Source organism: Paenibacillus macerans (assembly GCF_050565405.1).
GTDB lineage: Bacteria > Bacillota > Bacilli > Paenibacillales > Paenibacillaceae > Fontibacillus > Fontibacillus macerans_B.
The window spans coordinates 22630-35157 of the sequence record NZ_JBNYYG010000039.1; the positions used below are offsets into that span (position 1 = coordinate 22630).

General features: G+C 55.9%; 12 protein-coding genes. 11 read left to right on the forward strand and 1 reads right to left on the reverse strand.

Annotation, left to right across the window (positions count from 1 at the left end; genetic code table 11):
- The first annotated feature begins 82 nt into the window (after nucleotides 1-82).
- From purM to ACQ4N8_RS19735, 11 genes are all read left to right on the forward strand, one after another.
- Nucleotides 83-1126, forward strand: a complete 1044-nt coding sequence (gene purM / locus ACQ4N8_RS19685) for a phosphoribosylformylglycinamidine cyclo-ligase (RefSeq protein WP_430706053.1) — start codon at nucleotides 83-85, stop codon at nucleotides 1124-1126.
- A complete protein-coding gene (gene purN, locus ACQ4N8_RS19690; protein ID WP_430706054.1) occupies nucleotides 1126-1767 on the forward strand; it encodes a phosphoribosylglycinamide formyltransferase in 642 nt (213 codons plus the stop codon). Before purM ends, purN begins: the two co-directional genes overlap by 1 nt.
- A gap of 110 nt (nucleotides 1768-1877) precedes the next feature.
- A complete protein-coding gene (gene purH, locus ACQ4N8_RS19695; RefSeq protein WP_430706055.1) occupies nucleotides 1878-3425 on the forward strand; it encodes a bifunctional phosphoribosylaminoimidazolecarboxamide formyltransferase/IMP cyclohydrolase in 1548 nt (515 codons plus the stop codon).
- A gap of 371 nt (nucleotides 3426-3796) precedes the next feature.
- Nucleotides 3797-5068: a phosphoribosylamine--glycine ligase gene (gene purD, locus ACQ4N8_RS19700; protein WP_430706056.1), complete on the forward strand. Its 1272-nt coding sequence runs from the start codon at nucleotides 3797-3799 to the stop codon at nucleotides 5066-5068.
- A 628-nt stretch (nucleotides 5069-5696) separates the two neighbouring features.
- Nucleotides 5697-5918, forward strand: a complete 222-nt coding sequence (locus ACQ4N8_RS19705; RefSeq protein ID WP_430706057.1) for a hypothetical protein — start codon at nucleotides 5697-5699, stop codon at nucleotides 5916-5918.
- 165 nt (nucleotides 5919-6083) lie between these two features.
- Nucleotides 6084-7346, forward strand: coding sequence for a threonine ammonia-lyase IlvA (gene ilvA, locus ACQ4N8_RS19710; RefSeq protein WP_430706058.1), 1263 nt, complete (start codon nucleotides 6084-6086; stop codon nucleotides 7344-7346).
- 711 nt (nucleotides 7347-8057) lie between these two features.
- Nucleotides 8058-8978: an ABC transporter ATP-binding protein gene (locus tag ACQ4N8_RS19715; protein WP_430706077.1), complete on the forward strand. Its 921-nt coding sequence runs from the start codon at nucleotides 8058-8060 to the stop codon at nucleotides 8976-8978.
- Nucleotides 8971-9732 carry an ABC transporter permease gene (locus ACQ4N8_RS19720; RefSeq protein WP_430706059.1) on the forward strand — a complete coding sequence of 254 codons (762 nt, stop codon included), beginning with the start codon at nucleotides 8971-8973 and terminating at the stop codon, nucleotides 9730-9732. Before ACQ4N8_RS19715 ends, ACQ4N8_RS19720 begins: the two co-directional genes overlap by 8 nt.
- Before the next feature lie 56 nt (nucleotides 9733-9788).
- A complete protein-coding gene (locus ACQ4N8_RS19725; RefSeq protein WP_430706060.1) occupies nucleotides 9789-10163 on the forward strand; it encodes a GntR family transcriptional regulator in 375 nt (124 codons plus the stop codon).
- Nucleotides 10164-10179: 16 nt separating this feature from the next.
- A complete protein-coding gene (locus ACQ4N8_RS19730; RefSeq protein WP_430706061.1) occupies nucleotides 10180-10878 on the forward strand; it encodes an ABC transporter ATP-binding protein in 699 nt (232 codons plus the stop codon).
- Nucleotides 10875-11627 (forward strand): hypothetical protein, encoded by a 753-nt coding sequence (locus ACQ4N8_RS19735; RefSeq protein ID WP_430706062.1) that lies wholly within the window; start codon nucleotides 10875-10877, stop codon nucleotides 11625-11627. Before ACQ4N8_RS19730 ends, ACQ4N8_RS19735 begins: the two co-directional genes overlap by 4 nt.
- A 108-nt stretch (nucleotides 11628-11735) precedes the next feature.
- Here ACQ4N8_RS19735 and ACQ4N8_RS19740 read toward each other — a convergent pair whose 3' ends face one another.
- The gene (locus ACQ4N8_RS19740) at nucleotides 11736-12452 is read right to left on the reverse strand and encodes a DUF1129 family protein (RefSeq protein WP_430706063.1); all 717 of its coding nucleotides are present in this window, start codon (nucleotides 12450-12452) and stop codon (nucleotides 11736-11738) included.
- Between the last annotated feature and the right edge of the window lie 76 nt (nucleotides 12453-12528).

The following is a 12528-nucleotide window of genomic DNA, read 5'->3' on the forward strand; positions in this document are numbered from 1 at the left end:
CGATTGGCGGCAGGGTATCTGTTGGTTCGACTTATTTCACGTGATGAATTGTTTTGAGAATATACCTGAAGGAGTGTGTCCCGTGTCAGAAGCATACAAAAATGCCGGCGTCGATATCGCGGCCGGGAATGAAGCGGTCGAGCGAATGAAAAAACACGTCAAACGGACGTTCCGTCCGGAAGTCATGACGGATTTGGGCGGCTTCGGCGCTTTGTTCGGGCTGAACAAGGACAAATACGCGGAGCCGGTGCTTGTGTCGGGAACGGACGGCGTGGGCACGAAGCTGAAAATCGCCTTCGCAATGGATAAGCATGATACGATCGGCATCGACGCCGTGGCCATGTGCGTGAACGATATCGTCGTGCAAGGCGCGGAGCCGCTCTTTTTCCTCGATTATCTCGCTTGCGACAAGGTCGTGCCGGAGAAAATCGAAGCGATCGTCGCCGGCATCGCCGAAGGCTGCAGCCAGTCCGGCTGCGCGCTGATCGGCGGCGAAACCGCCGAAATGCCGGGCATGTACGGCGAGGGAGAATACGACATCGCCGGATTTACGGTTGGCCTCGTCGACAAAAGCAAGATCGTGAACGGCAGCGGGATTGCGTCCGGCGATACGATGATCGGCCTCGCTTCCAGCGGCGTGCACAGCAACGGGTTTTCGCTGGTGCGCAAGCTGCTGCTGGAGCAAGCGGGTTACGGCTTGCAGGATATGCTGCCGGAACTTGGCGGAGAGAAGCTTGGCGATGTGCTGCTGACGCCAACCAAGCTGTACGTGAAGCCGGTGCTGTCCCTGCTGGAGCAGGTGGACGTCAAAGGAATGGCTCACATTACGGGCGGCGGCTTCATCGAGAATATCCCGCGGGTGCTGCCGGATAACGTCAATGTGGAGATCGCGTACGGCTCCTGGCCGATTTTGCCGATTTTCGACTTGCTTCAGAAGCAGGGCAACGTCAGCAACCGCGATATGTTCACCACGTTTAACATGGGGATCGGGCTGGTCATCGTCGTAGCCGAGGATCAGGCGGAAGCGGCGGTAGGCGCGCTGCGCAATGCGGGCGAAACGCCTTACGTGATCGGCAAAGTGACGGAAGGAAGCCGGGAAGTGACGTTTGCGGGAGCGGACGTGTAATGGCGGCCGGTTACCGGATTGCCGTGTTTGCTTCCGGACAGGGCAGCAATTTTCAAAATTTGCTGGATGTTTCCCGAACGGGAGAGCTAGGCGCCGACGTCGTGCTGCTCGTTTGTGACAAGCCGCAAGCGACGGTCGTCGAACGGGCCCGCAAGGCCGGCGTCGATTGCTTCCTGTTTGACCCGAAGGCTTATGCGCGCCGCGAGGACTACGAAGCGGAAATTGCCGCCGAGCTGGATAAGCGGCGCGTCGATTTGGTCGTGTTGGCCGGCTATATGCGGCTGCTGACTTCGGTGCTGGTGGAGCCTTTTGCGGGGAGAATGATCAATATTCATCCTTCCCTGCTGCCTGCTTTTCCCGGCAAAAACGCGATCGGGCAAGCCTGGAACTACGGCGTTAAAGTCACGGGGGCTACGGTTCATCTGGTGGATGGCAGCATGGATACGGGGGCGGTGGTCGCCCAGGCGGCGGTCGAAGTCGCGGCGGACGACACGCTGGAATCGCTGGAGGCCAAAATCCATGCGGCGGAACAAGGCTTATATCCGCAAGTGGTGTCGTGGTTTGCCAGAGACCTCGTGCGAGTGGAGGACAGAAAAGTCACGATTCTGTCGGATCCTCTGGGAACGTCCGGATCGGTTTGATCGCAAGCTGCATGGGGTACGTCCTGCGGAATGGACCGCAGCGCAGGGGTTTCGATATTTCCCGAGAAATATCGGGGGCATGATTCGCCAAAATAAAGGAGGAGCCGATTGTGAGTATAAAAAGAGCGCTCGTGAGCGTGTCAGATAAAACGGGCATCGTGGATTTTTGCCGCGAGCTGTCGCAGCTGGGTGTGGAAATCATTTCGACAGGGGGCACGAAAAACCTGCTGGCGAAGGAAGGGGTACCGGTCATCGGCATTTCCGACGTAACCGGGTTCCCGGAAATTCTCGACGGACGCGTCAAAACGCTGCATCCTGCGGTGCACAGCGGGCTGCTGGCGGTGCGCGACAGCGAGGAACACCAGGCGCAGATGAAGGAGTTGGGACTGGATTATATCGACCTGGTGGTCGTTAACCTGTACCCGTTCCAGGAAACCATCGCGAAGCCGGACGTAACCTATGAGGATGCGATCGAAAATATCGACATCGGCGGCCCGACCATGCTTCGTTCCGCTGCCAAAAACCATGCTTTCGTCAGCGTCGTTGTCGACGCGGCCGACTATGGGACGGTGCTGGAGGAAGTGCGGTCAGGCGGCGATACGACATTGGAAACGCGCAAACGGCTTGCGGCCAAAGTTTTCCGCCATACGGCGGCATACGATGCCCTGATTTCCGATTATTTGTCGAAGGTGACCGGCGATCCGCTGCCGGAGCGCTTCAGCGTGACTTATGAGAAAATCCAGGATTTGCGCTACGGCGAGAACCCGCATCAAAAAGCGGCGTTCTACCGTAAACCGCTGGCGGCGGGGGATACGCTGACCAATGCGGAGCAGTTGCACGGCAAAGAGCTCTCGTACAACAACATCAACGACGCGAACGCGGCGCTGCAAATCGTCAAGGAATTCGAAGAGCCGGCCGTCGTGGCCGTCAAGCATATGAATCCTTGCGGGGTAGGCGTAGGCGGCAGCGTGCTGGAAGCTTACCGGAAGGCGTATGAGGCCGATCCGGTTTCGATCTTCGGCGGGATCGTGGCCGCGAACCGCATCATCGATGCCGATACGGCGATGCTGCTGAAGGAAATCTTCCTGGAGATCGTTTTGGCTCCGGGCTTTACGGACGAAGCGCTGGAGATTTTGACGAAGAAGAAAAACATCCGCCTGCTGAAGCTGGGCGGCCTGGAGCTGGGTGCAAGCCGCAGCAGCCAGTTCGTCGTGACGTCGATCGACGGCGGCATGATCGTGCAGGAGAGCGACGTGCATACGCTGAAGGAGTCGGACCTGACGGTCGTGACCGACCGCAAGCCGACCGAAGCGGAGCTGAAGCAGCTGCTGTTCGGCTGGAAGGTCGTTAAGCACGTGAAGTCTAACGCGATCGTGTTGGCCAAAGACGACATGACCGTCGGCGTCGGCGCCGGGCAAATGAACCGCGTCGGTTCGGCGAAAATCGCCATCGAGCAGGCGGGAGACAAGGCGAAGGGCAGCGTGCTGGCCTCCGACGCGTTTTTCCCGATGGGCGATACGGTGGAAGCAGCGGCCAAAGCCGGCATCACCGCGATCATCCAGCCGGGCGGCTCCGTCAAGGACGAGGAGTCGATCAAAGTAGCCAACGAATACGGCATCGCGATGGTCTTTACCGGCGTGCGCCATTTCAAACACTAAGCCGGGCCAAACGGCAGACCGCTGCGGCGGCCTGCCTTTTTTTGGCTGATTGGGGGGCGAGGTGCTCCGGTAAGGGCGGGTGGTGGCAGCGGATCCTGTATTGGCGTCAGTACTTGTATCGGTACCGGGCATTAACTTAACGTACCTGCTGCCTCGCATTAGCTGGAAATCCTCCTGTTAATTTGCGCGAAAAAGCAGATCGGCCGTAAGGGAGCAAATGAGATGGAGGATTTCCAGTTAAATAGGCCAGACAGTGGTTTTTCACTTGAAATTAGATGGAGAAATTCCGGTTAAATGTCCGAAGGTTCATGTCCATGAACGGGGCATCGATTTTTCATAGTGGGATCAAACGAGGTTGAAGGAGGAGACGTATGGATATTTTGGTGGTTGGCGGGGGCGGTCGCGAGCATGCGATTTGCTGGAGCTTGGCGAAAAGCCCGAAAGCCGGAACGATCTACTGCGCGCCGGGCAATGCCGGGATCGGGCAGATTGCCGAACGGGTACCGATTCAAGTAAACGAATTCGACAAATTGGCCGCGTTCGCCGAGGAGAAGGAGGTAGGCCTGGTTGTGATCGGTCCGGATGATCCCTTGGCGGAAGGCATTGTGGACGTGTTCGAAGCCAAGAACATCCCGGTGTTCGGCCCGCGCAAAAATGCCGCGCATATCGAAGGCAGCAAGACGTTCATGAAGGATTTGCTGAAAAAATACGATATTCCCACCGCCGCCTACGAGAAATTCGACAACTACGAGCAGGCGCTGAAGTACCTGCAGAGCCGGCCGGTGCCGATCGTTATCAAGGCGGACGGGCTTGCGGCGGGCAAAGGCGTTACGGTTGCTTTTACCCGTGAAGAGGCGGAAGCTGCTCTGAATAACATCATGGTCGACAAAGTGTTCGGCGAATCCGGCAGCCAGGTGGTGATCGAGGAGTTCCTCGAAGGGCAGGAAATGTCGATCCTGGCGTTCGTGGACGGGGAGGTCGTGCGTCCGATGGCTGCGGCGCAGGACCATAAGCAGGTCTACGACGGGGACAAAGGGCCCAATACCGGGGGGATGGGCACCTATTCGCCGCTGCCGCATATCGCGGACGCCATTGTCGAAGAGGCGATCGAGACGATTATCAAGCCGACCGCCAAAGCGATGGTGGCGGAAGGCCGGCCATTCCGCGGCGTGTTGTTCGCCGGATTGATGATTACGCCCGACGGCAAGCCGAAGACGATCGAGTTCAACGCCCGCTTCGGCGACCCGGAAACCCAGGTCGTGCTGCCGCGGCTGAAAAGCGATTTGCTCGAGATTTTTCTGGCGGCGGTAGGCGGGACGCTGGACCAGGCGGAGATCGAGTGGAGCGAGGAAGCGGCGGTATGCGTGGTGCTAGCTTCCGGCGGTTATCCGGCTTCGTATCCGAAGGGATTGGCGATTCGGGGGCTTGACGAGGCCCAAGGCGCCGGGGCGCTCGTCTTCCATGCCGGAACGGCCCATAATCCCGAGGGCGAATGGGTAACGAACGGCGGCCGCGTCCTCGGCGTAGTCGGCCTAGGCGCGACCATCGCCGAAGCGCGGAGCAAAGCCTATCAAGCCGCGGAACGCATTTCGTTCGAAGGGAAGCATAACCGCACGGACATAGCCGCCAAGGCGCTGGTTTAAGGCGAGGTAGAAGCCTAAGTAAAAGTTTAAGTAGGAAGATATGTAGGAAGCTGAGTAGAAGCTAGATTGAAGCTAATAGAAGGCTTCTGAAATATCGTAAGAATGGCGGGCGGCTCCTCAAGTTGGGAACATTTCCAAAGGTAGCCAATTGAAAACTCAAGCGACAATATAGAAGGGAAAAAAATGGCGCTATTTCAGCGATACCCCTCGTTTTTCGGGAAATTAAGGACATTTATGGCGCTATTTTTTCAAATTGCCGGGAAATGACCGCTTTTCGCACCGTCTATTGGGAAATAAGGCCAAAAAGTTCCCTTATTGATGGTGAGCAGGCTCAAATCCGGAAAATAAGACCATAAAGTTCCGCTATTTAGTGGAAGTACCCGCAATAATCGGAACGATTCGCCCCCTGGGCAGGTTGCAGAACCGGCCCGGGAAGGTTGCGTGGTGCCAACCAGGCCCACCACTTGCGCCCCCCGGCCGACTGCTTGCGCACCCTGGTTGGTCGCTTGCACCTCCCGGTTGGTCGCTTGCACCTCCCGGGATAATCGGCCCTCGATTGGCGCATGTTAAGGGATATTGGGGACGTTTACCTGATTCCCCGAATTCTCTATCGGGAGGCGGCATCATCATGAGCGACAAAATGAAGGAAATGCTACCGGTCTCGCGCGAAAAGGTGGAAGTCGACGGCGTTTACCGGGACGAACTCGGTCGTGAGGAGTTTCTGCAAAAGGGCGAGGAATTCCCTTCCGACCCGGTCTACGGCACTATGGAGTGGGAGTTGACCGAACTGGCCCAGGAGACGAATTCCAAAGGGCACACCGATGATCGTTTAATTCCGAAAAAAGATTAACGTTGTTCAAGCCATGCCCCTCTGCGTTCCGAACCTAAATCGGACGGAGGGGCGTTCGTTTGTCCGCCTAATTCGGGGGCTTCGGCATATTTCACTTGAACCGAAGGCGGTTTCAGGTGTAATTTTATAAGAATGAGAGATATGAGCTAAAGTGAGGAGAAAGCCATGAATCAGGCGGAACGACAAACGGTAGGCATGGAAGACATCGTCAAGGCGCATCACGTACTTAAAGAAGTCGTCATCAGAACACCGTTGCAGCTTGATGCGACGTTATCGTCCAGATATGAATGCAGCGTTTATTTGAAAAGGGAGGACCTGCAGGTCGTACGTTCGTTTAAAATCCGCGGGGCCTACAATATGATCCGCAGCCTGCAGCCCGAGGATTTGGAGAAGGGCATCGTGTGCTCCAGCGCGGGGAATCACGCTCAGGGCGTAGCTTTTTCCTGTAATGCTTTGGGAATCCAAGGCAAAATTTATATGCCGAGCACGACGCCCAATCAGAAGGTGAAGCAGGTAAAACGCTTCGGCGGGGTGCATGTGGAGGTCGTACTGATCGGCGATACTTACGACGATGCTTATGCGGAAGCCATGAAAGCCTGCCGGGAGAGCGGTATGACCTTCATCCATCCCTTCGACGATCCGAAAATCGTCGCCGGCAACGGGACGATCGGAATGGAAATCATGGAGAGCCTGACGGTGCCGGCCGATTACGTGTTCGTAACGATTGGTGGAGGCGGGCTGGTATCGGGCGTAGGCACCTATTTGAAAACGGTCAGCCCGGGGACGAAAGTGATCGGGGTCGAACCCTTGGGAGCGGCGTCCATGACCGCATCGCTGAAACAGAAACAAGTCGTGACGCTTGAATCGATCGATAAATTCGTCGACGGCGCCGCGGTCAAGCGGGTCGGGGACCTGAATTACGAAATCTGCGCGGCCATCCTCGACGATATCGTGAAGGTGCCCGAAGGCAAAGCGTGCACGACGATTTTGGAGCTGTACAACGACAGCGCCATCGTGGTCGAACCGGCGGGGGCGCTGCCGGTCTCCGCGCTGGACATGTACCGCGACCAGATTCGCGGGAAAACGGTCGTCTGCGTGATCAGCGGCGGCAATAACGACATCGACCGGATGCAGGAAATGAAGGAACGTTCGCTCATTTATGAAGGATTGAAGCACTACTTCCTGATCAATTTCCCGCAGCGTGCCGGGGCGCTCCGCGAGTTCCTCGAAGAAGTGCTGGGGCAGAGCGACGATATCACGCGGTTTGAATACACGAAGAAACACAACAAAGAGAACGGTCCGGCTCTGGTCGGCATCGAGCTGAGCGATAAGGCGGACTATGAGGCGCTGATCGGGCGCATGTCCTCGAAAGGAATCGCCTACACCGAGCTGAATCGCGATTTGAATTTGTTTAACCTGCTGATTTAAAGGTTAAGGCCAAGCGAAACCTGGCCAACGGACAACGGAATGATTGACGGGAAAGCCTTCCTCGACGCAAGTCGGGGGAGGCTTTTTTGCGGGGAATGCGAACAAAGTAGCGGGGCGGCCAACCTAACGGACCCTATAGACCTTATTTCGTGTAATTTGCCGGGGTTGCCAAAACTAACGGACTCCAGAGCCGTTATTTGCCTGAGATGGACCGCATTTTGTTCAATTTTGGGCAAATAAGGGCTGTCCTGTCCGTCAGAATGGGAAATGCTGCGGGAAAGCAACAATAAGGTCTTTCCGGTCCGTTAGGATTCGAGCGAGAGGGGAGCGGTTGCTGGATACGGAGTACAAGTTGCAGAATACTGGTTGTAAATTAGCTGGACGCGGATTCTTCAAAGCTGTGCGTTGTGTGTTGGGTAGTTGGATACAAGTCGAGAAGTTGCGCGCTCGGGACGGCATCGTTGGGGTTCCCGCCTTTTTTTCAAAAAGCGGGTTTACAATATCAACTCACTAGTGTACTATTTAACTATGACACTGATACATTAAGGGAGTGAGCAAGAAGTGAATAAAGTGAGCCAATCATTGGAGCGGGTGGCGACGAACGATGACACAACGGTCACAGCCGCAACGACGGCAACGACGGCAGCGACCGCTGCTAACCATGCGGCGGCGGGAGCAACGAAGGTTAAGGCGCCGGGGCAGAATCCGGTCGTGTTGTCTGTGAAGCAGGCGACGAAGAAAATCGGCAGCAAAACGCTCGTCGATAAGCTGTCGTTCGATATTCATAGAGGAGAAATCGTGGGGCTGTTGGGACCGAACGGAGCGGGGAAGACCACCACGATCCGCATGATCGTAGGCCTGATCGGGATGACGGAGGGCGACGTGCTCGTGAAGGGGATCAGCGTGCGGCAGCATTTTGCCAAAGCGATTGCCCATGTCGGCGGAATCATTGAGAATCCGGAGTTTTATCCGTACATGACCGGCTATGACAACCTGAAGCAATATCAGCGGATGAGCGAAGGCGTGAGCGAGGAGCGGATCCGTGAGGTCACCCGGCTGGTTGGGCTCGAGCAAGCGATCCACAAACGGGTAAAGGCTTATTCACTGGGCATGCGGCAGCGGCTGGGGATCGCGCAGGCACTGCTTCACGACCCGTCCATTCTGATTCTCGACGAACCGACGAACGGGCTGGACCCGGCCGGTATCCGGGAAATGCGCGATTACTTGAAGCGGATCGCCAGCGAGGAAGGCATCGCCGTGCTCGTGTCCAGCCACTTGCTGGCCGAGATGGAGCTGATGTGCAGCCGGGTCGTCGTCATTCAGGAAGGCAAGTTCGTGACGGAGCGGGCGCTTGGCGAAGCGGCCGAAACGGAGCGGGAGCGCGTCAACGTGACGTTCCGCGTCGACGATGCCGAACGGGCCAAGGAGCGGCTGGTGCGCATGGAGGAAATCCGCATGCTGGGTCTGTCCCCGGAACGCGGAGAGGTAACGGTTTCGGTTCGCGACAGCTACATTCCGCGAGTAATCGGCGCTCTAGGCAGCGAGGGCATCGCGATCTACCGGATCGAGGAAGTCAAACAAACGCTGGAAGACGAATTTTTGAAATGGACGGGAGGGAACCAAATTGCGTAGTTTTTCCAGGCTTGTCGTCAACGAATGGTTAAAAATGTCCAAGAAGCGCAGCTTCTTTGTACCCTATGCCTTGATTGCCGGGGTTATCGCCTTGCTGCTGTACCTGATGAGCTCGTTTGCGCCGCCGGAGCAGACGCTGTCGATGCTTGATTTGACCGCTATGGTCGTTTCCCAAAACGGTATGGGGCAAATGCTAACCTTTCTGGCGATCATTTGTACGGCAGGCGTAGTCGCCAAGGAGCATAGCCTAGGGACGATCAAGCTTCTGTTGATCCGGGCGCAAAGCCGCAGTAAAATTCTTGCCTCCAAATACGTGGCCGTCCTGCTGTTCACCTTGTCGATCTGCGCTTTTGCGTTTGTCGTCGCCTTGCTGGGCGGGGGAGCGATCTTCGGGTTCGAGGTCCAAGGCACAAGTTGGAGCGAAGTGCTGCAAACCCTGCTGTATCAACTGGTGTACACGATCGTCTACGTCACGATCACGTTTATGGTGGGAATCTTCACCAAGTCGTCGGGAGCGACCATCGGCATCGGCATGTCGCTGATTTTACTGGAGAGCTTGATCGTAACCCTGCTGTCGAGATACGAGATCGCCAAATACCTCGTGTTCGCCAATACCGATTTGTCGGTATACCTCCATGGAAATCCGCCTATGTCGGGCATGTCGCTGACCTTTTCCGTGTTGGTGCTGGCCGCATATATGATCTTGTTTCTCGCTGCCAGCTTTGTTACGTTTAAGAAACGGGATGTCGCTTGAAAATCGGAATCGGCCATTCATATCAGTGGCGTACGGCGGAAAGGAGCAAACCGATCGTGAGCATCGAATTCGACAATAATCTGCCGATTTATTTGCAAATCATGAATTATTTGAAACGAGAGATCGTCACCGGCAAATTGAAGCCGGGCGATAAAATCCCTTCCGTGCGCGAACTTGCAGCCGAGCTGCAAATTAACCCGAACACCGTACAGCGGACTTTTCAGGAATTGGAGCGTGAAGCCGTCGTGGAAACGAAACGCGGACTCGGAAGATACGTGACAAGCGAGGAATCGAAAATTATGACTATCAAAAAAGAAATGGCCGGCGATCTGTTGGATCGTTTCATCGGCGGCATGCAGGAGTTGGGCTTTTCCAATCAGGATATCGCAGCGATTGTGCAAGAGGCGGTCAGCGCGGAAGACAAACGCTAGAAAGGAGACCGGGAAGATGGGAAATTTACTGGAGTTGCAAGGAGTATCGAAATCTTACGGCAGCAAAAAAGCGCTGCGCGGGGTCTCCTTCGGCGTAGGCAAAGGGAAAATCGTCGGCCTGCTCGGCACGAACGGCAGCGGCAAAAGCACGCTGATGAAAATCGCAGCCGGCCTGATCCACCCCTCGGCCGGCAAAGTAACGGTGAACGGCACGCCGGTGGGATTGGCCACGAAATCGGCCGTCTCGTTCATGCCGGACCGTCCCCTGACGGAGTCGTGGATGAAGGTGCGCGATGCGTTGGGGTTTTACCGGGATTTCTATCCAGATTTCGATGAGAACAAAGCCCGCATGATGCTGGACTTCATGAATCTGAACGAAAAGGATAAGATTAGCTCCCTGTCCAAGGGGATGAACGAGCGGCTGCAGTTGACCCTGACGTTGTCGCGCAATGCCAAGCTGTATTTGCTGGATGAGCCGATCGGCGGCGTGGATCCGGTGGCCCGGGCGAAAATCCTGGACGCGATCGTCGAGTTTTACAGCGAAGATAGCAGCCTGATCATCTCCACCCACCTCGTCCGCGATATCGAGCGGATTTTCGACGAGGTGCTCTTTATCCGGGGCGGGGAAATCGTCCTGCAGGAGGAAGTGGAGACTTTGCGGATCAAATACGGCAAAAGCGTCGATGACATGTTCAAAGAGGTGTTTGCGGAATGATGAAGCTGCTGAAATATGATTTGAAAAGAAATGCGAATACTTTTTTGGGCCTGGCCGCCGTTCTGGTGATCGTGCAGGGCTTGATCTCCGTCTTCGGGAACCTCCGTCATTGGGAGGAAGGAGCCATCTTGGCGCTAAGCGTGATCCTGTATGCCTCGTCTGCGATTATTATGATCGTCCTCGTCTGCAAAACGTTCGGGCAGAACATCAAGGCTTATCACCGCCGCCTGCTGCCGGTGACTCCGGTATGGTCGATCGTATCCTCACTGTTGTTCAGCTGGATCGTGGCGCTGGCAATAGCGGTCATCATTGCGGCTCATGCCTTTTTATATCTTCGGTTTGCCGGGATCCCGGTGAATTTCGATTGGGGTCCGGTTGGCATTAAGGATTGGATCTTGGTAGCCTTGGGGGCCTTATGGCTTTATACGCTGCTCATCATCACCATCTTTATGGCCATGACGATCGGGGCCAGCGTAAGCGTAAACGGAAAAGCCGGAACGTGGGTCGGGATCATCGCCTTTTTCGTGATCCAAAACGGGATGTCCTGGCTGGAGAGCCTGATCTTCGGCAATAACGACCCGGCTATCATGAAGTTTGCCGTGTTCCATGTCGGCCTGGAGGAAGTCGACGCGGGGACACCGGTCGGGGCCAGCATCCTGTCGTTGGGACCTTTCCTGTTCGAACTGGTTCTTGCGGCACTGATGTTTTACGCGATCACCTATTTGCTCCGCAAAAAGGTGGAAATCTAATCCGCGGAATATTCGTTAACCTAAAAAGACCCGCGAAGGGCGGCACAACCTACAATGTGCGCCCGTTCGCGGGTTTTTCGTTGAAAATATGCGTCGATCGGCGTTCTCTTACGCTTTGGACCGGCGGCCGAAGAAGAAGATTTGTCCGGCGAGGCCGACGGCAAAGATGATCAGGCTGTCCCAAGGCGACACGGTAAACGCCGGCATGATGCGGTTCAGCAGCGTGCCGATGAAAATCACCACGACCGCGATCGCTACGTAGATGCCGAAGGCGCGCAGATTAAAGCCGCGGGACGCGGGGACCGGGTGCTCGTCCGGGTCTGGAGAATCCTCCCTCGACTGAGACGGCTTGCCGCCGAGGAACCGTGTCACCAGCTCGATCAGCACGATCGACAGTCCGGCGATGATCAGGAGCGAGGAGCTGCTGATTTGCGTATACTCCAGCTCGCCGCCAAACCATTTGCTGAAAAAACCGGTGATCATATAAATAAAGAAGACCCAGGTCAAGGCTACCCAGGGGATCATCGTATAATATTTGATTTTGTCCTTTAGCGTCCGCGGCTTCCGCGTCAATACGTCATCGGCCAACTGCTTGCAGTAAACCGCCGGATCGGCGCCGAACAGCTCGGCGGCCGATAAGCCTTTGCTTTGATTCTTAACGATTTGCCGGGCCAGTCCGAGCAGGATTTCCTCGCCTTTCGCTTCGCTCAGCGAGCCGGATCCGGAGCGGAAATACATGACCATTTCTCCGAAATACTTTTCGTTCTCCGGCGTCATTTGCTGCCGCAGCCGCTTCGTCTCGCCGATCATTTCATGGATGTACATGAAAGTATCTCTCCTCCCAGGTTGTACAGGTCTTGATGTTCCCCGAAAATCAATTCGAAATTTCCGATTTTCTCCA

What these genes read in the sequence shown, in the direction of transcription:
- ACQ4N8_RS19740 (WP_430706063.1), bottom strand. Translation starts at nt 12,452, where the DNA reads ATGTACATCCATGAAATGATCGGCGAGACGAAGCGGCTGCGGCAGCAA.
- ACQ4N8_RS19705 (WP_430706057.1), top strand. Translation starts at nt 5,697, where the DNA reads ATGAGCGACAAAATGAAGGAAATGCTACCGGTCTCGCGCGAAAAGGTG.
- purN (WP_430706054.1), top strand. Translation starts at nt 1,126, where the DNA reads ATGGCGGCCGGTTACCGGATTGCCGTGTTTGCTTCCGGACAGGGCAGC.
- ilvA (WP_430706058.1), top strand. Translation starts at nt 6,084, where the DNA reads ATGAATCAGGCGGAACGACAAACGGTAGGCATGGAAGACATCGTCAAG.
- ACQ4N8_RS19735 (WP_430706062.1), top strand. Translation starts at nt 10,875, where the DNA reads ATGATGAAGCTGCTGAAATATGATTTGAAAAGAAATGCGAATACTTTT.
- ACQ4N8_RS19730 (WP_430706061.1), top strand. Translation starts at nt 10,180, where the DNA reads ATGGGAAATTTACTGGAGTTGCAAGGAGTATCGAAATCTTACGGCAGC.
- purD (WP_430706056.1), top strand. Translation starts at nt 3,797, where the DNA reads ATGGATATTTTGGTGGTTGGCGGGGGCGGTCGCGAGCATGCGATTTGC.